18 protein-coding genes are annotated in these 24,731 nt (G+C 54.2%); 8 read left to right on the top strand and 10 right to left on the bottom strand.

Annotated elements, in window-relative coordinates:
* Window positions 1–6: 6 nt before the first annotated feature.
* From LK04_RS09095 to LK04_RS09115, 5 genes are read right to left on the bottom strand one after another with little or no spacing between them, the layout of a single operon-like run.
* Complete coding sequence (locus LK04_RS09095; RefSeq protein ID WP_039328639.1) at window positions 7–864, bottom strand: phosphogluconate dehydrogenase C-terminal domain-containing protein; 858 nt, start codon at window positions 862–864, stop codon at window positions 7–9.
* 5 nt (window positions 865–869) lie between these two features.
* Window positions 870–1,679, bottom strand: coding sequence for a sugar phosphate isomerase/epimerase family protein (locus LK04_RS09100; RefSeq protein WP_039328638.1), 810 nt, complete (start codon window positions 1,677–1,679; stop codon window positions 870–872).
* Window positions 1,679–2,452 carry a triose-phosphate isomerase family protein gene (locus LK04_RS09105; protein ID WP_039328637.1) on the bottom strand — a complete coding sequence of 258 codons (774 nt, stop codon included), beginning with the start codon at window positions 2,450–2,452 and terminating at the stop codon, window positions 1,679–1,681. Before LK04_RS09105 ends, LK04_RS09100 begins: the two co-directional genes overlap by 1 nt.
* Before the next feature lie 2 nt (window positions 2,453–2,454).
* On the bottom strand, window positions 2,455–4,200 hold the full coding sequence (locus tag LK04_RS09110; protein ID WP_039328635.1) for a dihydroxyacetone kinase family protein: 1,746 nt from the start codon (window positions 4,198–4,200) through the stop codon (window positions 2,455–2,457).
* 1 nt (window position 4,201) lies between these two features.
* Window positions 4,202–5,536: an MFS transporter gene (locus tag LK04_RS09115; RefSeq protein WP_039328634.1), complete on the bottom strand. Its 1,335-nt coding sequence runs from the start codon at window positions 5,534–5,536 to the stop codon at window positions 4,202–4,204.
* Between the two features lie 442 nt (window positions 5,537–5,978).
* On the opposite strand from LK04_RS09115, the gene LK04_RS09120 reads away from it, so the two are divergent.
* The 3 genes from LK04_RS09120 to LK04_RS09130 all read left to right on the top strand — a co-directional run bounded on the left by LK04_RS09120 (window position 5,979) and on the right by LK04_RS09130 (window position 9,678).
* Entirely contained in the window at window positions 5,979–6,437 is a 459-nt protein-coding gene (locus LK04_RS09120) for an RpiB/LacA/LacB family sugar-phosphate isomerase (RefSeq protein ID WP_039328632.1), read from the top strand.
* A 29-nt stretch (window positions 6,438–6,466) separates the two neighbouring features.
* On the top strand, window positions 6,467–8,458 hold the full coding sequence (tkt, locus tag LK04_RS09125; RefSeq protein WP_039328631.1) for a transketolase: 1,992 nt from the start codon (window positions 6,467–6,469) through the stop codon (window positions 8,456–8,458).
* Between the two features lie 203 nt (window positions 8,459–8,661).
* Complete coding sequence (locus LK04_RS09130; protein WP_039328630.1) at window positions 8,662–9,678, top strand: lipoate--protein ligase A; 1,017 nt, start codon at window positions 8,662–8,664, stop codon at window positions 9,676–9,678.
* 50 nt (window positions 9,679–9,728) lie between these two features.
* Here the strand turns inward: LK04_RS09130 and LK04_RS09135 are convergent, their stop codons facing one another.
* Complete coding sequence (locus LK04_RS09135; protein WP_039328629.1) at window positions 9,729–10,433, bottom strand: pirin family protein; 705 nt, start codon at window positions 10,431–10,433, stop codon at window positions 9,729–9,731.
* 227 nt (window positions 10,434–10,660) lie between these two features.
* On the opposite strand from LK04_RS09135, the gene LK04_RS09140 reads away from it, so the two are divergent.
* The gene (locus tag LK04_RS09140; RefSeq protein WP_039328627.1) at window positions 10,661–11,224 is read left to right on the top strand and encodes a TetR/AcrR family transcriptional regulator; all 564 of its coding nucleotides are present in this window, start codon (window positions 10,661–10,663) and stop codon (window positions 11,222–11,224) included.
* 2 nt (window positions 11,225–11,226) lie between these two features.
* Here the strand turns inward: LK04_RS09140 and LK04_RS09145 are convergent, their stop codons facing one another.
* From LK04_RS09145 to LK04_RS09160, 4 genes are all read right to left on the bottom strand, one after another.
* Entirely contained in the window at window positions 11,227–11,808 is a 582-nt protein-coding gene (locus LK04_RS09145; protein WP_039328626.1) for a TetR/AcrR family transcriptional regulator, read from the bottom strand.
* 134 nt (window positions 11,809–11,942) lie between these two features.
* Window positions 11,943–13,367, bottom strand: coding sequence for an efflux transporter outer membrane subunit (locus tag LK04_RS09150; protein WP_039328625.1), 1,425 nt, complete (start codon window positions 13,365–13,367; stop codon window positions 11,943–11,945).
* A 1-nt stretch (window position 13,368) separates the two neighbouring features.
* A complete protein-coding gene (locus LK04_RS09155) occupies window positions 13,369–16,530 on the bottom strand; it encodes an efflux RND transporter permease subunit (protein WP_039328623.1) in 3,162 nt (1,053 codons plus the stop codon).
* Window position 16,531: 1 nt separating this feature from the next.
* On the bottom strand, window positions 16,532–17,680 hold the full coding sequence (locus LK04_RS09160; RefSeq protein ID WP_039328622.1) for an efflux RND transporter periplasmic adaptor subunit: 1,149 nt from the start codon (window positions 17,678–17,680) through the stop codon (window positions 16,532–16,534).
* Window positions 17,681–18,415: 735 nt separating this feature from the next.
* Between LK04_RS09160 and LK04_RS20315 the strand changes: the two genes are divergently transcribed.
* Genes LK04_RS20315 through LK04_RS09180 form a run of 4 tightly spaced genes read left to right on the top strand, consistent with a single transcriptional unit; the run spans window position 18,416 to window position 24,721 of the window.
* Window positions 18,416–20,743, top strand: coding sequence for a type VI secretion system Vgr family protein (locus LK04_RS20315; protein WP_052205922.1), 2,328 nt, complete (start codon window positions 18,416–18,418; stop codon window positions 20,741–20,743).
* Entirely contained in the window at window positions 20,743–23,037 is a 2,295-nt protein-coding gene (locus LK04_RS09170) for a DUF2169 family type VI secretion system accessory protein (RefSeq protein ID WP_039328621.1), read from the top strand. Before LK04_RS20315 ends, LK04_RS09170 begins: the two co-directional genes overlap by 1 nt.
* 3 nt (window positions 23,038–23,040) lie before the next feature.
* Window positions 23,041–24,126, top strand: a complete 1,086-nt coding sequence (locus LK04_RS09175; protein ID WP_052205919.1) for a pentapeptide repeat-containing protein — start codon at window positions 23,041–23,043, stop codon at window positions 24,124–24,126.
* Window positions 24,113–24,721 carry a DUF3540 domain-containing protein gene (locus tag LK04_RS09180; RefSeq protein ID WP_039328620.1) on the top strand — a complete coding sequence of 203 codons (609 nt, stop codon included), beginning with the start codon at window positions 24,113–24,115 and terminating at the stop codon, window positions 24,719–24,721. Before LK04_RS09175 ends, LK04_RS09180 begins: the two co-directional genes overlap by 14 nt.
* Window positions 24,722–24,731 lie beyond the last annotated feature (10 nt).

A 24,731-nucleotide genomic window follows, 5' to 3' on the forward strand; every position in this document is an offset into this window, starting at 1 on the left:
TCACGCTTAACGCTTGATCGCGTCGATTTTCAGCATGCGGGCAATCACGATATCCAGTTCTTTCTGATCGAAGATCTGCTTCCAGTCTGGCTTCACAATCTTCTCACGGCCGTACTCCATGGCGATCATGCAGGCATCAGAGAACGGGTTTGTTGCACGGAAGGCCACGGCCAGTGCGATCTGAATATGACCATACAGCATCGCTTTAGCGGCTTCTTCTGGTACACCGCTGTGTTTCACGGTCTCATCCAGCGCTTCTTTCATAAAGGCACCGACCATACAGGCCACGGTTTCTACCAGCGTTGGCTCCAGATAAGCCAGCTGCGTTACGGTGACCCAGTGCACTTCCTCCACCGGGCCGTACATCACGCTGATCACTTTGCTGAGCTCGGCTTTCTGTGCGTCGCTGCCGGTTTCATAAGAAGCCGCTACGTGCTGAACAGCGGCGATGCCGCCGAAGGCATCAGCGTGCTCTTCTTTGGTGTAGCGCTCCAGGAACACGGATGGATGGCAAGGATGCGCAACCGCATACTCAATACCCTCACGATGGGCAATCAGATTCGCGTAGGCTGCAGCCGGGTCGAGGGTCAGCAGAATCGCGCCTGCCTTCATCTGCGGTACAACACCTTCTGACACTTTGCCCAACACGATATCTGGCACCGCCAGAATCACCACGTCACTCAACGGCACCACTGAGGCAGCATCAGACAATTCGCGACCTTGAGCGGTAACTTGTTCCTGTGCTTTTGGTGAGTTCTCAACGTAAAACACCTGGTAATCGCTTTTCTGGAAGTTGGCAGAAATACGCATACCCATTTTGCCGCCCGCGCCAATCACGGTGATGGTTTTCAATGCATTGCTCATGTGTGTTACTCCTGATCTTGTTTACTACGTAAGAATTCAACGGTGCGGCGAGTCCATTCGGCTTCTCGCTCGCAGGTCAACGCGGCATCGTCTTGCCACGGCAACCAGTGTTCGACGATTTGGTTAATCTCTCTTTCGACCGGGCGCACGCTGGCGATCATCCGGTCGTAATCCAGTAGCCCTTCGCCCATCGGGCAACCGGCAAAGGTAAAGCCGACCCAGCCATCACGCCGGGTGAAGGCGAAATCTTTGATATGCAGATTGCCAACGCGTGCTGCGGTATTGGCGACCACCTGCTCCGGCAGTTCCAGTCCGGCAACACAGTTTGCCGGGTCCAGACAGACGCACAGCCATGGCGACAGAAACTTATTGATCACCGACATCATGGCGCCACTGTTCACCTGCTCATAGGTCTCAAGGCAGAGGCGTACTTGCTGGCGGGCGAAATCAGGCAACACTGCTCCAATTAATTCCGCCGCTTCATCCAGTGACGGACGATGATCGGCGGTATAGAACATTGAGCGCACCACACGCGCATCAAGAATGTTGGCCATGTGCAAATAGCCACGCAGATGGGCCGTGCCCAACCCACGCGTGCCCAGCTCAAGCGTGATGCCCAGCGTATCCGCCTGCTGACGCAGCGCCTGCAACTGCTCGTCAGACCAACTCTCTATCGCTGGGTAGTCACAAATCTGGAATACCGACACATCCATCTCTGCGGTCTGTTGCAACATCTGCTCCAGCGTCAGGGGATGCGGCACTTTGCTGGACATACGCCAGAAAAAGGCATAAGTACTGAGTCCGATACGGCTCATTAACGGATCTCCTTTGCCAGCACGCTGGCTTCTTCAATAATTTGCGCCAGCGCATGCGGATCATGGGCAAAGCGACCAAGGAACAGACCATCCACGTCTGCCCCCAGGCGTTGAATCAGCCCCGGCCCAGCACTGCCGCCGTAGATAATCTTCAAGGTAATGCCTTCAGGCGTTTTCAATTGCTGCAAGCCCGCGCATACCGCACGAATGTAACTGTCAGGTGCAGGTTGCGGCGCACCAATCGCCCACTGTGGTTCATAGGCGAAGAACACTTCACCGCGTAATCCTTGCTGCGTGGCATCGGCCAGCGCTTCGGCGAGTTGCTGCTCGCACAGTGCAATCGCCTGCTCCGGTTCAGCCTGTTGCTCTTCCCCGATGCACAGCACCGGCGTCAAACCGTGGCGCAATGACATCGCCACCTTGGCCGCAATTTGCGCTTTATCTTCATGAAAATGACGGCGGCGCTCAGCATGGCCAATTTCAGCCAGGGAACAGCCCAACTCCTGCAACATGCTGGCGCTGACTTCGCCGGTCCAGGCACCGTTTTCCGCCTGACAGACATCCTGTCCGCCGAAGCGTATTGGCGTGCGGGAAAAGATCTCGGCAATCGCCGGAATTGCCGGATAGGCAGGCAAAACAAATAAGCCTACGTCGCCGTTTTTGACAGCCGGAAGCTGCGCCAATCCGGCCACTTTGCGGCACCAGTCCAACGTTTGCTGGTAGCCGAAGTACATTTTCAGGCTCACGCCAAGCCAGATTTTAGGCTGAGACATCATTAGGCTCCTTGCTGAGAGGCACGGTATTCTTTTAGCAGGTCGCCGACCGTGTTGACGATCATCGCCAGCGAAATCGCACCGGCATCAGGCGTACCCACACTTTTTTCTGCTAAAGGACGCGCACGGCCCATTTTTGGCACCAATTGCGCAGTATCCTGAGCCGCTTCGTCCGCGATTTTTGCTGCAGCCAACCATGCTTCAGTGAGTGACGAACCCTCAGCAACCGCGGCATTCAGGCTGTCGCTGAATGGCACCAGCACATCCACCATAGTCTTATCGCCGACTTTCGCTTTACCAAAGTGCATGATGCCCTCTTTGGCTTCTCGCACGCCCGTTGCAACGCGCTGCGCATTCGGTGATTGCTGATCGCCAATTGCCGTACCCAACGCCGTCAAGGCTACGCCCCACAATGCACCTGAAGTACCACCGGCTTTATCTGCCCAGGCATCTGCAGCACGGCACAGCAAGCTGCCCGCACCCGCACCACGCGCAGCCACTTCACGCGCTTTTTCTACGGCGCCAAGAACACCGCGCTCCATACCAATGCCGTGGTCGCCATCTCCAGCTACCGCATCAATATCACCCAACTTGCCTGCGTTACGTTGTAACAGGTCGGCAACGGCTTCGAGTGTATGCAACACGCGCTGCGCGCTTTGCTGCGACTCAACAGAGGCCTGCGGCAACGCTTCTTCGCTACTTTCTTCACACTCTGCCGCGCTCAGCGGTTCCGCAATCAACACGCTGCCTTTACGGTAAGCCGGCGTATTAGCCGGTGCGCGCCACAGTGTTTCCAGCTCGTCGTCAAGCCACATCAAGGTCAGTGACACACCAGCCATATTAAAGCTGGTGACAAACTCACCCACATCTGGCTCAACCACCTGCAATCCTGCCGCATCAAGCAATTGCGCGACGCGGCGGTACACCACAAACAGTTCTTCATACTTCACCGACCCCAGGCCATTCAGGATCACCGCCACGCGCTGACCTTCAATTTTCTGGATATCGACAGGCAATTCACTCAGCAGACGCTCGACAAAGATTTCGGCCAGTTCATCTGCACGCGGGACAGCGGTTTCACTAATACCGGGTTCACCATGAATACCTAATCCCAACGCCATGCGCCCTTTTTCAACTTCAAACAGCGGATGAGACGCGCCAGGCAGCGTGCAGCCCGAGAACGCCACACCAAAGGTGCGAGTCCGATCGTTAGCATGCTGTGATTTTTTCAGCACGGTGGCTAAATCATCACCAGCTTCTGCTGCCGCACAGGCGGCTTTGAACACGCATAAGTCTCCGGCAACGCCACGGCGCTTCGCCAGTTCGTCTTTGCTAGCACTGGAGATATCATCCGTTACCGCCAGAATCTCGCAGGCAATGCCTTCAGCACGCAGGCGTTCGCAAGCCTGGCCAAAGTGCAACACGTCACCCGCATAGTTTCCGAACATCAACAACACGCCCGCACCGTTATGTGCCGCACGCGCCACGTTGTAAATCTGCTGGGCAGATGGCGAGGCAAACAGGTTACCCATTGCCGCGCCATGTGCCAGACCTTGTCCAACCAACCCGGCGAAGGCCGGATAATGACCGGAACCGCCGCCCACAATCACCGCTACAGTATTGGGCTGGCTGCGCGTACTGCGCACCACACCACCGGTGACCTGACGAACTTTATCGGCGTTGGCGGCGACAAAGCCTTCAATGAGTTCAGCAGCAAAAGCTGAAGGTTGATTAAACAGGTAAGTCATTTTAGTGCTCCTGTGCGATAGAGGTCGGCTGAGACTGCGGACGGCGGCGGTTAAGTAACAACATGAGGACAGCAGACAGCAGCATGAATCCACCGACCACGAACATCGGTAAGACGTAGCTGTTGGTGGCGTCATGCAGTGCGCCGGTGATATAGCCCGCGGAGAAGCCCGCCACGTTTCCTAAGGTATTGATCAATGCAATCGCCGCCGCAGCGGATGCGCCCGTCAGGAACTGCGTAGGCAGTGTCCAGAAATTCGGTAAGGCAGCAAAGATTGAGCTGGCTGTAATAGCAATGACCATGATGGTGGTGAACGGAGAGTCCATATACAGCGCCAGGGGCACGCTGATCCCCCCCGCCAGTGCCGGAATGGCAATGTGCCAGGTTTTACAGCCGCGGCGAGTGGCATCTTTTGACCAGAAATACATCACCACAGCCGCGATGAGGTATGGCACGCCGGTAATCAAGCCTTTCTGCATCACGTTAAAGGTGGTGCCAAACTGCTGCTGGAACCCAGCAATGATGGTTGGCAGGAAGAAGGCCAACGCATACAGGCCATAGATAAAGCCGAAATAGATCAGGCACAGCATCCACACACGGCCATTACCCATCACTGAACGCAGGCTGTGTTTCTGTTGCCCCTGCTTCTGCTGGTGCTCGGCATCCAGTTCGTTAGTCAGCCAGGTTTTCTCTTCGGCTGTCAGCCATTTGGCCTGGCGTGGGGAATCCACCAACCAGAACAGCGCTGCAATACCGATCAGAATCGCCGGGACGGAAACCCCCAGGAACATGACGCGCCAGCCGTCCAGACCAAACAGACCGTGCTGTTCGATCAATCCAGCTGCGAGCGGTGCACCAAAGACCACGGTCAGCGGCTGCGCCAGATAGAACAGTGACAGAATTTTGCTGCGATGACGGCCTGGGACCCACATGCTCAGGTACAGAATCGCGCCTGGGAAAAAGCCCGCTTCGGCGATACCCAGCAACAGACGCAACGTATAGAGCCCTTCCACACTGCTCACCCAAGTGAACAGCAATGAAACGATACCCCAGCTGATCATGATGCGTGCCAGCCAGCGACGCGCACCAAACTTATGCAGCGCCAGGTTGCTTGGCACTTCCAGCAGGATGTAGCCGATAAAGAAGATACCCGATGCCAGACCAAACTGAACGCCCGTCAGACCAAGGTCTTGGGTCATACCGTTAGGGCCAGCAAATGAAATCGCCGTGCGGTCAAGGAAGTTGATAAAGAACATCAGCGCCACGAAGGGCACCAGACGCCAGGAGATTTTGTTGATAGCGGATTTTTCAACCGCTGTCATGGTTTGCTGACTCATAACGCACCTCCGTGACGTGCGTGGTTAAAGCTTTTGATTGGTGTTGACCAGCTGCCAAAGTGGCGCTGGGTGCAGGTGTACTGAGAGGTACGTTTTAAATGACACATGTTCGAGTCCTCGATGGGTCTTCTTGTACATTGGTATCGTTATGCGAACAAATGAACACTACACGTATAATTGTGCATCTCTCAACTGCAAATGATGAAAGTGTGAGCCTGCTCATGAGATTTGAATTTGCTGCCAAATCGGAGGAATACAGCAAAATAGCGGCTGAGCAGCGCTGGGACTACGTTCCTCTCCTGTTATGGTGGGCAATCAGCACTCAAAACATATGAACAACCATTGAACATATGATGGAATTTATGGCAGGCTGTCAGTGAACATCTTATCGCCTACGTAACAAACGCTCAGGCATAGGAACCCAACCCGCTGGAGAACGACGATGAAAACAATCGCTATTGGCGCCGATGATGCGGCTATCGAATTGAAAAACATCATTAAGAAACTGCTGGAAGAGAAAGACTTTCAGGTGACGGACTATACCAATGACGCGCAGAACGACCGTCCTATGTACCCGGATGTTGCTTTTGCGCTTGCCACCGCCATTCAGAAAAATGAATTCGAGCGCGGCATCCTGCTGTGCGGCACCGGTATCGGCGTTGCCATTGTGGCGAATAAGGTTGAAGGCGTGCGCGCCGCTCAATGCCACGACACCTTCTCTGCCGAACGTGCCCGTAAAAGCAACAACGCACAGATCATGACCATGGGCGCGCGCGTGATTGGTCCAGAGCTGGCGAAAAATATCGTTAACGCCTGGCTGGCTTCAGAATTTGAAGGCGGCGGTTCAACGGCCAAAGTCGAGAAGATCGGTTACTACGAACAGGTTTCACATACTAAATAATCGCCGACTTCCACCTCTGGAGAATCCTTATGTCAACACGCCGGGAAAGAGCAAACGCCATTCGTGCATTGAGCATGGATGGCGTTCAGCAAGCGAATTCAGGACATCCGGGTGCCCCGATGGGCATGGCGGATATCGCGGAAGTTTTGTGGCTTGATTTTTTGCAACATAACCCTACTCACCCTCAGTGGGCCAACCGTGATCGCTTCGTGCTGTCTAATGGCCACGGTTCGATGCTGATTTATAGCCTGCTGCATCTCACCGGCTACGATTTGCCCATCGCTGAACTGAAGAATTTCCGCCAGTTGCATTCTAAAACGCCAGGGCATCCGGAATACGGCTATACACCGGGGGTGGAGACCACCACTGGCCCGCTCGGTCAGGGCATCGCTAACGCCGTAGGTTTCGCAATTGCTGAACGTACACTGGCGGCACAGTTTAACCGCCCAGGCCATGACATTGTCGATCACCACACTTACGTGTTTATGGGTGACGGTTGCATGATGGAAGGCATCTCACACGAAGTGTGCTCTCTCGCCGGTACCCTGAAACTGGGCAAACTGGTGGCCTTCTATGATGACAATGGCATTTCTATTGATGGTCACGTTGATGGCTGGTTCACCGATGACACGGCGATGCGTTTCGAGTCTTACGGCTGGCACGTGGTACGTGGCGTCGACGGGCACGATGGCGATGCCATTAAGCAGGCAATTGAAGAAGCCAAAGCGGTGACTGACAAACCTTCACTGTTGATGTGTAAAACGGTGATTGGTTTCGGTTCGCCGAACAAAGCGGGCACCCATGATTCGCACGGCGCCCCGCTGGGTGTTGACGAAATCGCGTTGAGCCGGAAGCAGTTGGGTTGGAACCACGCCCCGTTTGACATTCCTTCAGACATCTATGCCCAATGGGATGCCAAAGAAGCCGGTCAGGCCAGAGAAGCGGCATGGGATGAAAAAGTGGCGGCTTACGCAGCGGCCTACCCGGATTTGGCTGCAGAGTTCAAACGCCGTATGAATAACGCGTTGCCAGACAATTGGGCCAGTGAATCGCAGAAGTTCATCGAACGGCTGCAGGCTAACCCAGCCAAAATCGCCAGTCGTAAAGCTTCTCAGAATGCTATTGAAGCCTTCGGTAAAATCCTGCCGGAATATCTTGGCGGCTCAGCTGACCTGGCACCGAGTAACCTGACCATGTGGTCTGGCTCTAAGCCGATCAATGAAGATGCTGCCGGTAACTATATCCATTACGGCGTGCGTGAGTTTGGTATGACCGCTATCGCCAACGGCATCGCCCTGCACGGTGGTTTCCTGCCGTACACCGCCACCTTCCTGATGTTTGTTGAATACGCGCGTAATGCCGCGCGTATGGCTGCGCTAATGAAGGTGCGTCAGATTATGGTCTACACCCACGACTCTATCGGTCTGGGCGAAGACGGTCCAACCCACCAGCCGGTTGAGCAGATGGCGAGCCTGCGCGTGACACCCAACATGAGCCTGTGGCGTCCGTGCGATCAGGTTGAGTCGGCTGTGGCGTGGAAATACGCAATTGAGCGCCTGGACGGCCCAACGGTGCTGGTGTTCTCCCGTCAGAACCTGGCGCAGCATGATCGTACCACTGAGCAACTGGCTAACGTGGCACGCGGTGGTTACGTGCTGAAAGACAGCGAAGGTACGCCAGAGCTGATCCTGATCGCCACCGGTTCAGAAGTCGAGCTGGCTGTCGCCGCTTACGAGCAACTGACCGGCGAAGGCCGTAAAGTGCGCGTGGTGTCTATGCCATCTACCGACGCCTTCGACAAGCAAGACGCAGCCTACCGTGAATCTGTGCTGCCGAAAGCGGTGGCTGCACGTGTCGCCATTGAAGCCGGTATCGCCGATTACTGGTTCAAATACACCGGTCTGCACGGCGCGATTGTTGGCATGACTACCTTCGGTGAGTCTGCACCAGCAGAGCTGCTGTTCAAAGAGTTCGGCTTCACCGTTGAGAACGTGGTGAAGACCGCGAAATCGATTCTGTAATCCGTGGTCGCCATAAATGGCGACCGTACAGATTCTGATAACCGTAGCGTGCGCATTTATGCGCACTTTTTTTAAGCCCGCACTTGAGCTGATACTTGTCCCCCATGCGACCCCGGACGGCTTTAGCACAGGTTGCTTACCTTCGCCCCTGAATACGCGTATTCTGTCCCCCGCTTGCCCTTTCTCATGGAACCGGAGGAACGATGTCCACCCTACGCTTACTTATCTCTGACTCGCACGATCCCTGGTTTAACCTCGCGGTAGAAGAGTGCATCTTTCGTCAGATGCCCACCACCCAGCGCGTGCTGTTTTTATGGCAGAACGCGGAGACCGTGGTCATCGGACGCGCGCAAAATCCGTGGAAAGAGTGCAACACACGGCGCATGGCTGAGGATGGCATCAAACTGGCGCGACGCAGCAGCGGCGGCGGTGCCGTGTTTCATGACCTGGGTAACGCCTGCTTTACCTTTATGGCGGGCAAACCGGAATACGATAAAACGGTTTCAACTGCCATCATCTTGCAAGCGCTGGAAAAGCTTGGCTTGCGTGCGGAAGCCTCGGGGCGCAATGATATCGTGGTCGATGTTGAAGGCGTCATGCGTAAGATTTCCGGGTCTGCCTACCGCGAAACCCCAGATCGCGGTTTCCACCACGGCACCTTTTTGATGAATGCTGACCTGTCACGGCTGGCGGATTACCTCAATCCCGATATCAAGAAACTTCAGGCCAAAGGCATTACCTCTGTGCGCTCTCGCGTGGCCAATATGGCCGAGTTCATCCCAGATATCAGTTTTGCTGATATCTGCCGTGAAGTGATTGCTGCCTATTTTGCCTACTACCGGGAAACCTGCGAACCGGAGTACATCTCGCCACAGGCATTGCCGGATTTGCCCGGATTTAAAGAGCAGTTTGCGCGTCAGAGCAGTTGGGAATGGAATTTTGGTCAGGCACCGGATTTCTCACATGTGCTGCAAGAGCGTTTTGTCTGGGGCGGCGTGGAGATCCACTTTGATGTTGAGCGCGGCGTGATTACCCGCAGCCAGATATTTACTGATAGCCTCAATCCTGCCCCGTTAGAAACACTTGCGGTGCGCCTGCAGGGCGTGGCCTATCGCCCGGAGTCTCTGCAAACCGAAATGCAAGAACTTATCAACGAATTTCCAGCGCAACACAATGAACTGAGCCAACTGGAAAATTGGCTGATTAACAGTATCAGGTAAATATGCACACGCATTAAGCAGGCATAGGCGTACATCAGTACGCCTTGACCTCAGGTTCCACTAACCGTCCCGCTCATTACCGCCGTTGCGGCATCGCGCACCAGAAACGCGATGAGCGTCGCGTCACGTTCGCCGCGCACCGGCGGCAATGCGCCCTGCTCACTGATAGCATCACCTTGCAGCAGACGCGCCTCGCCCACCTGCACGATACCGTCCAGCACGGAAATCCAGCTGCTATATCCCTGCAAATGCGGAACGTCCACTTCAACACCACGTACAATTTTGAGATCGAAAATCAAAACATCCTGACGCAGGATCATCGGCGCGTCGCTACTTTCCGGTCCAGCCAGCAACGTCCAACTGTTAGCGGGCGCATCGGCGGCACGGCTGAACGTCTGCACGCGTGACTCCCCGCCGCTGTAAGATGGCCGAATATACACCTGCAGCATCTCTGTTTCGATAAAAGGTGCAGACTCGGCAAAACGCACGCCGCTGCCCGCACTGACCACCATCGCGCGTTTAGTATTGAGCGCTGTTTTCTCGCCGTCCTCGCTAAGATGCTGAGCCGAGCCGCGCCAGACATAGCTGAAGATCTCATCATCTTTGTGCGTATGCAGCGGGATGTGCGCATCCATTTTCAGCGTCATCTGGTCGATAACCGCCAGCGGACCTAATGACTCACCGGGACGTTGACGACGAATAGTAAAGGGACCGTATTCAAACAACTGATCCCGCTGAGCACGTATCAGATTCATGGTTTCTTCCTCACGAATTTCTCTCTTACCCATCATGATAACGGCAGAAAAAAACCTGAACAGATGTACAATTTGCTCGCTTACATCAAATATTTTGAATATTAATCACCTGTAGCAATCATCATCGCAAGCACACAAATCCTCAGTGTTAAGTTTTTCCATTCTGGATTAGTCAATAGGCTTTTTTTTGCGTAAAATAAGCTTTTCTCCAGCGGGTAATAAACAACATGAATCGCAGCGAACAAATATTGGATGCAGCCGAGCAGTGCATGCGACAAAAAGGGTTTCATCAAACGTCGATTCAGAATATTGCCAGCCAGGCTGATATCAGTATTGGTTTGATATATAAATATTACAAAAACAAAGAGGCGATCATCGAAGCGCTGGTGACGCACGTTGTTCAGCGTATGATTACCATGCTCAATGCAGATTTCGAGCAAATCGCGCATGCCGGTGGCATGACGCATTCAGCCAATGACATTATTCCCGCTGATGTGGAAAACAGTATTATGTTGCTCATGGAAGTGTCGTCAGAAGCAACGCGTAATGCGCGCATTCGTCAGATAATGAATGATGCCTGGTTGGTACTGAAAAATAACTTCATTACTCAGGAGCAGGCACTGAATCCTGCTCTGGATGATAATAAAATCCACACGCGTTTATACATCATGTCGCTGGTTATTGACGGCATCATCATTCGCCGATGCATGAAACAGCGTGAAGTGCCGGCCAGTTTTATGTCCTTCTTTGACAACATCGCTAATGATGTTAACCAGCATGGCATCGCGTAATCTCAGCTAAACAGGTGACGACTGAGGATACCGTTGATCCTGGTGAGTTCCTGTTGATCCACCTCTTTATCGCCAAATGCGCGACAGGCAACACCGTCCACCAGCATCAATAAAAACTGAATCCGATGTGCACGCTGTTGAGGATTGGCCTGCGGCATCTGTCGCGTAAAAATGGCGTCCAACTCCGCCACCAGTAATTGTTCTTCTGCCGCCAGCACATCGCGGACAGATTGACTGCGTGATGCTTCTGAATACATTTCAAGTAATAGACAGCGGTCCTGATGCGGCCACGCCTGCCAGAAAAGGGAATCCGGATTGATAATATCATCGGTCCGCGTTTCGCCCGGTAGATTACTGGTCAGAAAAACACGCCAGTTAATTGCAATATTCTTAATCGTTTCGCTAACGATTAACTCCTTACTCTTAAAATAACGATATATCTGCCCTGCCCCCAATCCGGATTCACGGCTAATATCGGCCATGCTGGCACCGTGAAAACCCGAGCGGCTAAAACAGATTTTCGCAGAGGCAATAATCAACCGCTGGCGCTGTTGTATTAATGATTCATTTTCTGATTTGCTCAAAATAGCTCCCACAATGACAACGGCATAATTATTTTTTTATCATCATACGCGAAGGTTTTTATCGCCGAAATGGCAGACTTAAATCCGGTTACATTTTTACCCCAAGCCGATGCATGACCGACTTGGGGTTTTCCTTACAGTTTCAGTTCAGATTCTTTCAATGCCGTACCGCCACCCATCACCTTGTAGAAAGTATTGAGGTTTTGGTAGTAGGCCTGCTCAACGCTCACCAGACTGGTGCGCGCGGTATACAGCGTGCGCTGCGCAGTTAACGCATTAAGATAGGTATCTACCCCATTCTGATAGCGCAGATCGGCCAGATGGTAGTACGTCTGCGAAGCCGCAACGTTATTGCGCTGGCTGGTGAGCTGATCGTTAATGGTGCCACGTCGTGCCAGGGCGTCAGCCACTTCCTGGAACGCGGTTTGTACCGCCTTCTCGTACACCGCCACGTAATACTCTTTCTGCGCTTTGGTGTAGTTCAGGTAAGCCACGTTATAGCCGCCTTTGAAGATCGGCAGAGAGATGCTGGGTGCAAATGACCATACGCCCGCCCCGTTCTTAAACAGCGACGAGAGATCAGAACTGCCCACGCCGCCGCTGGCCGTCAGCGAAATGCTCGGGAAAAAGTTGGCACGCGCCGCACCGATATTGGCATTTGCCGCTTTCAGATTGTGCTCAGCCTGCAACACGTCAGGGCGATTATTTAACGCGTCAGATGATACCCCAGCCGGCACGCTACGCAGCGCATTGCCAATCGACTCAATGCTCTCCGGCAGCAGGTTATCCGGCACGCTTTTTCCCACCACCAGATCGAGCGCATTTTTATCCTGCGCCACACTGGTGGTATAGCTGGCCACATCCGCCTGCGCAGACTGATAGGTGGTTTCAGCCGAAGCGACATCCACCATCGAATCCACGCCGTTTTGCATGCGTTTGCGCGTGACCTCAAGTGACTGTCGCGCGCTTTCCGCCGTCTCTTTGGCGATGGCCAAATTGCTGCGATCGGCGGCCAGCTGCAACCAGTAATCCACGGTGTTGTACAGCACCGTCAGGCGCGTACTGCGCGCGCCCTCCAGCGTGCCGAGATAGGTTTCATATTGCTGGCGCGTCAGACTCTGGTTTTTGCCAAACAGATCCAACTCGAAGGAGCTGACGCTGCCCTCTGCGGTATAGCTACTGCTCAGCGCGGTTTGATTGCCTTCCCCGGTCAGGGCGCGTGAGCGTGTGCCGCTCACACCCGCACTGAGGGAAGGGAACAGATCGGCTCGCTCCTCACCATACTGCGCATGCGCAGATTTCACGCTGGCCACCGCTTCACGCAAATCACGGCTGCTGTCGAGCGCCATCGCCACCACCTGACGCAACTTCGCATCCAGCACATAATTCTGCCAGCTGATATCGCGATAGTTCGCCGCAGTGCCCTGCTGATTACGATAGGCATCGCCGGCCGGTGTTGTGGTGCTGACCGCATCTTTCGGACGATCATAATGCGGATCGAGTGACACGCAGCCCGCAAGGAAGCACGGCAAAAACACCATTAGAAGTTTTGCAGACATATTACTCCTCCGCCTTAACAGCAGATTCAGTTGACTGTGCATCGTCATGCGGAATCGCCGGGAACACGCGACGGACCAGAACAAAGAACAGCGGAACAAAGAAGATGGCCAGCAAGGTGGCGGTCAAGGTACCGCCGATAATGCCGGTACCAATGGCGATACGGCTGTTGGCCCCCGCGCCCGTGGATATCGCCAACGGCAGCACCCCAGCGGTAAACGCCAGCGAGGTCATAATGATCGGACGCAAACGCATCGACGCAGCATGAATCGCTGCTTTGACCAGGTTCTCCCCTTTGCGGTAATTCTCCTCAGCAAACTCGACGATCAGAATCGCGTTCTTCGCCGACAGCCCGATAATGGTCAGCAACGCCACCTGGAAATAAACATCGTTTTCCAACCCGCGCAGGCTGATCGCCAGCAACGAACCAATCACCCCTAACGGCACCACCATCATCACCGAGAACGGCACTGACCAGCTTTCATACAGCGCCGCGAGGCACAGGAACACCACAATCAGTGAGATGCCATACAGAGACATCGCCTGGTTACCCGAGAGTTTTTCCTGATAAGAGAGCCCACTCCACGCGAAGGTCGTTCCGGCCGGCAGTTTCGCCGCCAGTTTTTCCATCGCGGTGATGGCGTCACCCGAACTTTTACCGGATGCGGCCGATCCTTCAATCTCGTAGGAAGCCAAACCGTTATAACGTGACAGCACATCTGGACCGTACGCCCATTGGGAGGTAGCAAACGACGAGAACGGCACCATGGTGGTATTACTGCTGCTGTCCGTGCCGCGCACATACCATTGATCGATATCTTCAGGCTTGCTGCGGAACTGTTGATCGCCCTGCATATAGACTTTCTTCACGCGACCGCGATCGGTGAAGTCATTGACGTAACTGCCGCCAATCGCCGCACTGAGCGTGTCATTGATATCGCTGATGGTCAGGCCCAGAGACTGCGCTTTAGCATCATCAATGCTGACATCTAACTGCGGCAGATCCGGCAGCGAGTTAGCACGCACCGCACTCAATACCGGATCCTGATTGGCTTCGGCAATCAGCTGGTTACGCATCTGCAGCAGCTGGTTACGGTCGGTTGCGCCGCGTCCCTGTAGCTCAAAGGTAAAGCCGTTGGATTGCCCCAAACCCGATACGGAAGGCGGTGACAGTACAAAGATTTGTGCATCGCGGATACTGGACAGCGCCGCCATCGCGCGGCCGGCAATCGCATCGGCGCTGTTTTCGCTGCCTTTGCGCTCGCTCCAGTTTTTCAGAGAAATAAAGCCGATGCCGGCGTTCTGACCGCTACCGGCAAAACTGAAGCCGTTCACCAACATGCTAACGTTGACGTTGTCCTTCTCTTTGGTCGCGAAGTACTGCTGTACCTGGCGGCGAACTTCACTGGTGCGATTTTCAGTGGCACCCGGCGCCAGCTGATACTGCACCATGATATAACCCTGGTCTTCGGTCGGCAGGAAGCCGGTCGGCAGACGCATATAGAGCACCGCGCAACCAATGAGCAGCACCGCATAGAGCAGCAGATAGCGCACCGAGCTGTGCACCACATGGCCAACGCCTTTGTGATAGCGCGCCTGCACTTTTTCATAGCTACGGTTAAACCAACCAAAGAAACCTTTGGTGCCACTCTCGTGGTTATGCGGTTTCAGCAGCGTGGCGCACAGCGCCGGGGTCAGCGTCAGGGCGACAATCACCGACAGCACCATAGAAGAAACAATGGTGATAGAAAACTGACGGTAGATCACACCAGTCGAGCCACTAAAGAAGGTCATCGGCAGGAATACCGCTGACAGCACCAACGCGATTCCCACCAGCGCGCCGGTGATCTCCTTCATGGATTTCTCCGTCGCCTGGCGCGGCGGTAATCCCTCTTCACGCATCACACGTTCAACGTTCTCCACCACCACAATCGCGTCATCGACCAGTAGCCCGATGGCGAGCACCATACCAAACATGGTGAGGGTGTTGATGGAGTAGCCAAATACGGATAGCACGCCAAAGGTGCCCAGTAATACCACCGGGACGGCAATCGCAGGGATTAAAGTGGTACGGATGTTTTGCAGGAAAACGAACATGACGATGACCACCAGAATCACCGCTTCAATCAAGGTCTTAACGACCTCTTCGATTGAAATCTTGACGAAGTCGGTGCTGTCCAGTGGGTAGGCAATCTCATAACCCGCTGGCATGCTGCTGCGGAATTCATTGATGGCGGATTTAACCTGCTCGGCGGTGGAAAGAGCATTGGCACCCGATGCCAACTGCACCGCGATACCCGAAGCCGGATGGCCGTTCGCCAGCACGTTCGCGCTGTAGTCTTCATCGCCCATCTCGACACGCGCCACATCACTCAGACGCACCACCGAACCGTCGGTCTGACTTTTCAGCACGATATTGCGGAACTGTTCAGGCGTTTGTAGACGCGAACGGGAACGCACGGTCGCCACCAGTTGCTGCTCTTTGCTGGCGGGCTGCGCGCCCAACTGACCGGATGAGACCTGGGTGTTCTGGCTCTCCAGTGCCGTAGTGACATCTGACGGCATCAGTGAATATGAAGCCAGCTTGCTGGGATCAAGCCAAATGCGCATCGCGTATTCAGCGCCAAATACCTGCACGCTGCCCACGCCTGGCACACGCGCCAGGGTATCTTCCATGTTACTGACCATATAGTCGGCAACATCCGATGAACTGCTTTTATTGGTTTTATCGTAAACCGCAAGAATCAGCAGGAAGTCGCTTTGCGCCTTTTCCACCGTGACACCTTGTGACGTCACCGCTGTCGGCAGACGACTCTCGGCTTGCTGAACCTTGTTCTGCACCTGTACCTGAGCGATGTCAGGATCGGTGCCCTGTTGGAAGGTCACGTTAATTTTCACCTGCCCCGTGGATGCGGTGCTGGTGGAGTTAAAGTAGAGCAACCCATCAAGCCCGGTAAGCTGCTGCTCGATCACCTGCGTCACGCTGCTCTCCAGCGTTTCCGCCGAGGCGCCGGTATAAGTGGCCTGAATACTGATCTGTGGCGGCGCAACGTCAGGGTATTGTGCAACCGGCAAGCTATTAATACTCAGCAGACCGAACATCATAATGCAGATGGCGATAACCCAGGCAAAGACCGGGCGGCGGATAAAGAACTGAGCCAACATATCAGTTGCCCTCGCTGGTCGCGGCTTTATCGTTTGGCGTCACTTCCACCGCTTTGACGCTCATGCCTGCCTGCACTTTACCGGTGCCTTCCACAATCAGTTTGTCGCCACTGTTGAGCCCCGAGGTAATCAGCCATTTGTTACCAATCACGCGATCTGCCACCACTTCACGGCTTTCTACTTTGTTCTCTTTATCTACCACCAAAGCCGTGGCATTGCCTTTGGCGTCACGAGTGATGCCCTGCTGCGGTGCCAGAATCGCATTGGTTTTTACGCCGTTCGTCACGTTGGCTCGCACATACATGCCGGGCAGAAGTTCATGCTGCGGATTGGGGAAGATCGCGCGCAGCGTGACGGTGCCGGTCGCTTCATCCACGGACACTTCCGTCAGTTCCAGTTTGCCGGGATGGTCATAGGCGCTGCCATCTTCCAGTTTCACTGTCACCGGCACTTCATCCGTGCTCTGCTGCAGTGAGGCCTGCTGGCGCTTCAGTTTTAGTAACTGCACGCTGGATTGGGTCAGGTCGACATAAATAGGATCTAAAGCGCGGATGGTTGCCAGCGCGGTGGTTTGGCTGGCAGTCACCAGTGCACCTGGCGTAACCGATGAAATACCAATACGACCGCTGATCGGTGCGGTAATACGCGTGTAGTTCAAGTTGATGCGCGCGCTTTCAACGGCAGCACGATATTGATCAACTGACGCCACATTCTGCTGATAGGTGGCCAGCGCATCGTCAGCATCCTGACGCGATACGCCATTTTCTTTCACCAGCGCGGCATAACGTTCCGCTTTCAATTTGCTGCTTTTTACCAGTGCCTGCGCATTTTTCAACTGCGCCACTGCCTGGTCGTAACTGGCCTGGTAGCTGGCAGGATCGATCTGATACAGCACCTGCCCGGCTTTCACTTCATCGCCCTCAGTGAACAGGCGTTTCTGAATAATGCCCTCAACCTGAGGCCTTACTTCTGATGTCATGCTGCCCGTGACGCGCCCGGCGAGTTGGCTGTCCAGCGTGACTGATTCGCTTTGCAATGTTTTGACGCCCACTTCGGTGGCCGTATTCGGGGCTTGTTGGTTGCTATTTTGATCGCAAGCGGCGACTAACATCACCAGCCCGGCGATCACACTGCGCTGAAAATTCTTCATGAATTACCCTGTAGTGAACGTTCATTCTCAGATTGTAGTCTATCAAAACATCGACTCAGCGACTGTCAGGAAAATGAAAAATTTGCCAGGTACGGGATTCTGGAAACATGAGGAAATTTAATATTCAGCATGAAAGATAATCATGTTACGAGCTGGCAATAGATATGCCCTGTTAAACACATAACAACAAAATTAAAATGCATTTATTTGCATTAAAGTGTTTAAATGCACTATTCTAGATTAAAGTGACTTTAGGAAAGGCTATTTTCAATAAATAACTCTCAGTTAAAGTTACTCCCGATATCTTCCCCAATTAACATCATCACCCTCTGTTTTATTAACCTCACTCGTCCCTGAATTTATTGAGCAGCCCGTCATAATAAAAAATTATTATTCGCTCAAAAATAAAGTGGCAGGTGAAACACAGGTTTTTGCTATTGGCTGCCAGGCCAATATTCACAAGGGAAGCGCTATTTGTCGGACTAAAGATGACAATTTAATTTGAAGCGTTATGCTTTTGTTAGAAAAGCGTTTAGGAAGTTTCTTATCTTCACACCGACCAGCAAATAATATAAAAACATTTCAAGATTTGTAAATTTCACTATTAGCAAAGGGCATCCGTGAAAACGGAATTAAGTGCTCTCAGGTTTTTATTGCCAATTTATTTCAGGATGCAAAATGGAACATTTTGCGGTCCGTGCGGTAGCCATGCCGAAATAAAAAGGAAGGGTCAATATGGATCGTGTCGTTGTTGCACATTCTCCACTGGGCGAGTCACTGCTGTTCAAGAGCATGACTGGCCATGAATCACTCTCCTGCATTTATCACTATGATGTTGAATTCCTGTATAAAGACAACAGTATTGCTCTGCCTGACCTGTTGGGGAAACCGCTGACTCTGGCGCTTAATCCGCGTCCCGGCGTGACCCGTTATTTGAGCGGCATCATTACGCGCATGGCATTTCTCGGACATGAGAAACATCGCGAGGAATATTATACCTATCGTGCGGAGGTCAGACCTGAATTATGGTATCTGACGCAAAACCGCGGTTTCCGCATTTGGCAAAATCAGACGGTGAAACAAATCATCGCGGTGGTCCTGAATGACGCGGGCATTATCTTTGAAGACAAACTCACGGGCAGTTACCGGGAATGGGAATTCTGTGTGCAGTATCAGGAGAGCAGCTTTGATTTCATTCAGCGACTGATGGAGCACGAAGGCATCTATTTTTATTTCGAGCATGCCATGGATAAACAAACGTTGATTCTGGCTGACGATCCTTCGGTCCACACTCCTTTTCCCGGTTACGACACCATCGAATATCATCAGGCTGCTGCAGGCGGTTATGTGAATGATGAAAGCATCAATATCTGGCAAGCATCGGCCGCTATTTCACCCAGCCTTTATCAGCATGATGATTACAATTATCTGGAAAGTAATGCTGATCTTTCCGCAAATGGGCAAATTAGTCAGTCACACGCCGAAAAAGTCGCTACCCAACGTGAATGGCCGGGGCAATATCCGCAGCAGGCAGACGGACAACATTACGTCACGGTGCGCCAGCAGGAGTTTGCCGCCCGTCAGTTGGAGTCCGATGGCGTGGGCGATGCGTTTGGTTTAGCCCCCGGATACACCTTTGCCTTAGCGAAAGCGCCGCGTGCCAGCGATGAAGGGCAATCGTTTCTGATTACCTCAGTGGATTATCAACTGGTAGAAAACAGCTACGCCAGTAACGATGAAGACTTCACGCGCCATTGCTTTCAGTTCCGCGTTGTCCCGGCCACGGTGAACTGGCGCCCTGCCCGTAACACGCGCTGGCCACGCACCAGCGGCCCGCAAACGGCGGTGGTGGTTAACGCCCCGGATGCCAGTAAAGGCGACAACAGCACCGTTGCCACAGACCAGTATGGTCGCGTGCGGGTCAAGTTCCTGTGGTTCAAACCCGACAATGAGCAAGATCTCTACTCATGCTGGTTACGCGTCGCCAGCGGTTGGGCCGGCAGCCAGCAGGGTTACTACCAGATACCGCGCGTGGGTGAAGAAGTGGTCGTAGATTTCATCAACGGCGATCCACACATGCCAGTGATCACCGGACGCGTTTTCAACAATCTGCAAACGCAACCCGTGGGTGAAAGTCTGTTAACCATCGGCAGTGAAAGCGATGTTGCCGACAGCGACAGCATCACCGCCGAAGCGGCCGACTCCTGGTCGTGGTCCAAAAGCGGATTTTGGTCGCGTTCGGTTGGCAACAGCGATGCCAGTAACGGTAACTTCATCTCGTTCGAGGATTTATCGGGCGAAGAGTCGCTGGATATCCATGCGCAGAAAGACCTCAATCTCTCGGCCAACAACGCCATCAAAATTTACGCCGCCAAGGAGGGAGATGGCGCACTGAAGATTTGGGCTCCGGGTAAAGTGACGATTCACAGTAACGATACTGTCTCCACCAGCGCCCCGACCACCTATCACACCTCACGCGGCAGTTACTACACCGTTACCGGGGCTAACTTCACCACCACCGGCATCGGGCTGACGATTAACGGCGTCAACGGCACGGTTAACGCCGTCAGCAACGTGGCGGCCAGCACCAGCGATTTTGCCGTAAAGGGTGTCAGCATGGATTACACCTACATCAAGCGCAGTAAAACACAGGTCGAGTACAAAGCCGATTTGCAGCGTTTTGAGCAGGTACCGTTTTACACCTTGCGCACCAACATGATGTCGATCATGAGCGGCGCGGTGAGTGAAGGACTCGGCAATACCCTGCAAGAGAAGATCAAGAAACTCACCGATGAGCGCGATGCGCGCAAAAGCATCAAACAGGACGCTGACGACAAGAAGAAAACCGACTGGGAATCACAACGCGACGAAAAGGTTACGCAGAAAAACAGCCCACAAACGCGTGAACAGGCCCAAAGAGAGAACAACAACAACAACAACAACAACAACAACAACAACAACAACAACAACAACAACAACAACAACCAGAATAATAATAACCAGAACAACAATCCTCCTACGGACGAAAACGACCCGACCTTTAACCCCTGGGCGGACGCGTAATGCAGCTGATCAAACCGACACGGCTCAGCCTGATCACCCGCCCCTATCGCTGGCAGCAGCAAGACTATCTCGGTGTGGCGGTCATCGCCCTACTGGATATGTCAGCCCAGCCCGAACTGCGCGATGAACAAACCTTATGGCAGCGCGTCAGCGAGGAGTTGCAATCTCCCGACGGGGTGTTGGATTTGGCGATACCCAAACGCTGTGCTGAATTTCTCGCCAGTGGCTATGGCTATGCGGCCCCCGAGGAAACCACCTGCGAAGTCGCGATTCAGGTAGAAAAGATCCGTAAACAGCAAACTGTCGCCCCGCAAACAGCGGCATCGTTTCATGCACTCGCCATGGATCACCCCATGCGCCAGGCCTTGATGGGAAAAGAATACGACGACCATTGGTTGCAGCATGATTATCCCGGTTTTGCCCGTGACACGGACTGGCGTCTGTTCAATCAGGCCGCCTCTGACCAGTGGTGGCCGGAGCAGGATGCGTTACCTGCGGGCGCCGAATGGCGTATCGACAACATGCATCCCAGCCAGCCCGTACAACAGGGCCAACTTCCGCGGTGGCAGGCCCGCGCCTTTGCTACGCGTCAACGTCAGGACACATTGCTGTTCGAAGATCTGGCGATGCGCGCCACTACGGTTCATTTCCTGCCGCATTGCGATGAGTTGTTGATCATCTGGCACGGTTGCTGTGCCTGCAATGAAGATGATGCGTCGGATGTGCAATCGCTGATGGTGGCTTTGGAGCGAGACGAAGCCCCGCGTGACCCGCAACACTATCGCCAGGTTCATCAGCTACGCAGCACCGATGCGGATGCCGCACTACACGCTCTGCGCGACAGCGATTTGATTGATCCCGCGATCCTCGCTAACGCGTCCCCTGCCACGCTGAATCGCGATCCCGGGCCCTTTGTGCAAAACCTCGCTCGTTACGAGCAGCAGCAGTGTCAGCAGTTTGATCGCCCGGTACCGGAAAGTGCGCTCCACAATTTCACGGTGGAACAGGACATCGCCGCACAGCTGTCGCGCCAGGAAAAGGAAGGTGAACAGCACTACCAGCAGATGATGGCGCTCCACGACAAGGAATCCCGGCGCAGCAATGCGGCAAATTTACCGCTGCTGGATGGTGCGGCTCAGTATCGACAGCAGCGCGAGGAATTACAGGCCAATCGCCATTTGCTCGGTCCACGAGCCAGTGACATTGCACACAGTGAACAGGCATTACTGGACAGCTATCGCCTGACCGCGCAGCAGCAAAAATCCGCCCCGCGATTGAGCCTGAGCGATTCAGAAATGCAGCGAAAGCAGCTGATGCATTGCATGGGCAGTGACAAAGATGCGCGAGGTTGGGATTTAACCGGAGCCGATCTTTCCGGTCTCGATTTACGGGGCATCGATCTGGAAAACGCGTTGCTGGAGAACGTTGATCTGAGCCATTGCCAACTCGATGGTGCCGATCTGCGCGGTGCGATTCTGGTCCGCGCCGAATGCCACTTTACCAGCCTGACACATTGCCTGTTGGACGGTGCTAACCTGGCGCAAGCGCAGTGCTGGCACTGTAACTTTAGCGACAGCAGCCTGAGCGAAGTTGAACTGGAAGATAGCCAGCTGGAGCACTGTGGCTTTGAGCGTGCGCTTCTGCGCCAGCTGTTTGTGCAACAGGCGACGCTGGCGCACTGCAATCTGCAACACGCCCTGCTCGACCGCTGCGATTTCATGGACTTGCACCTTGAGTCACTTAATTTTTCTCACGCTCAGTTTACCCAGTGCAACCTGATCCGCTGCGAACTCAGCGCGGTGCAATTTAACCAGATTGAAGCCCAGGGTCTGGCGCTGGTGACCTGTCGCTCTAACGATCTGTGTTTCGACGATGCACAACTCAAACAGTGCATGTTCACCGCGCAGAGCCAGTTGCCACACGCCCGTTTTCGCCGCGCCACCCTGGTGGAGTGCAATCTGCGCGACATTGATCTGCAGTCAGCCTGTTTTGATCAAGCAACGCTGAACAGCAGCGACTTCAGCGGTGCCGATTGCCGTCACGCCAGCCTGCAGCTGTTACGCACGCGCATGAGTCGTTTTGTCCGCACCGATTTACGCGCGGCGCGCCTGACCGGCAGTTTGCTGCTGGGTGCCGACCTGCAAAAGAGCCAGCTTGCCGGCTGTGACTTAAGTGATTGCAACCTGTTCCGTGCCGATCTGTCGCAAACCTTCACCGATAGCGCCACCCGCTTTGACGACGCATTGATGGACAGCATGAAAACGCTGCCGCGTCGCCGTGAAACTCAGGTATAAACCATGACGCCAAAAGACATTCAACAAGCCATAAAGCAGGGCAACGTGATCCACGCGCTGTCACCTAAACAGCGTGACTTTGCAGGTATGGATCTCTCCGGCGGCTGTTTTATCGGAGTCGATTTGCTGGGTGCAGACTTCCGCAACTGTAACCTGCACCAAACCCAGTTCAGTGAGTGTCAGCTCTCCGCTGCGCAGTTTGAGCAGGCCCAACTGCGTGAGACGCTGTTTAGCCAGTGCAGAATGGTCGCCAGCCAATTTAGCGGCTGCACGCTAACGGATTGCCTGTTCAATCAGTGCGCATTGATAGAAAGCGATTTCAGCGAAAGCATTCATATCAATAGTCAGTTCAACAAAGGCGATCTCAGCGACAGCAGCTTTTTGCTGGCATCACTTTATCAGTGCGGCTTTCTCACACTGCCCGTTCCACAGTTACTGCTACGCCATGCCAGCCTTGAGCAGTGCACCATGATGAGCCTGGATCTGCGCCGCACCGATTTGCATCGCAGTCGTTTTACGCTCTGTACCTTTTATCAGTGCGATATGCGCGGCGGTGACTATCGCCAGCAGCACTTTTCCCGCAGTCAGTTCACCGCCAGCCAGCTTGATGAAGCCAGCTTTCACGGCGCCGAGTTGATGCAGTGCAACTTCAGCCAGGTGTCACTGCGAGCAGTCGATCTGCGCGATGTACAGGCCAGCAAGGCGCTGTTCACCGGCAGCGATTTGCGTGACGCACGCTGTTCTGCAGCCGACTTTAACCAGGCCATTTTTATGCAGGCGCAGCTGGATGACACCGATTTCAGCCACAGCCAGTTACAACGCGCCGTGCTGCAACAGGCCCATGCTGAACGCAGCAATTTCCGCCACAGCCAGCTGCATTACGCCGATTTCTCCTACGCCACGCTCAATCACGCCGATTTGCGTGAGGCGCAGTTTTGCCAGACCCGCTTCCATCGCGCCAGCCAGCAGCAAAGCCAACTGTCGAGCCGCGACGGCATTCTTGAACAGGATGATGCGCTGTTTGCCGCTGAAAACTGGCAACCCCGTACCCGTCTGACACCGCACGAGGATCACCATGAACCCCGCTAATAATACTGTGGCACTGCCGCTGGATTTACCGCTGCAAGCTGAAGGCTTGCTGTTAAGCGTTGATCAAAACGGCCTGACTCAGGTGCTGATTGATGGCCGTCGCTGGCCCTGCCAGCGCGCCGCCAGCTGCTTGTTGACGCCGCAGGTTGACGATCGTGTGTTGGTCTACCGTGCCGGAGAACAGCTGTGGCTGCTGGCGGTATTGGTACGCGCACAACCGCAGCAGGCTGCCGAGTTGCATTACGAAGGCGAGTTGAGCCTGAGCGCCAGCCAGAAGCTCACGCTGCGCAGCCCAGCGTTTCACCTGGAAGCGGACAGCGGTGAATGCCATATCGACCAACTGAGCTATCGCGGTGAAAAGGTCTCCGCATGGGTCACGTTGAGCCGCCTGTTTGGCCAACGCTGTGAAAGCGTGTGGGAGAACCTGACACAGATCAGTCATCACCTGCTGCGGCGCACCACACATACCGAGCAAGTCCGTGCCGGGCAACTCGACGTCAAAACCAGCCAGCTCACACGCCTGCGCGCCCCCACCACGCTGATCAGCAGCGAATCGCTGACGCGAGTGGATGGCAAACAGATTCACATGGGTTAAGAAGGGGGAA

It is taken from the genome of Pantoea vagans (genome assembly GCF_001506165.1).
In the GTDB taxonomy this organism is placed as follows: domain Bacteria; phylum Pseudomonadota; class Gammaproteobacteria; order Enterobacterales; family Enterobacteriaceae; genus Pantoea; species Pantoea vagans_C.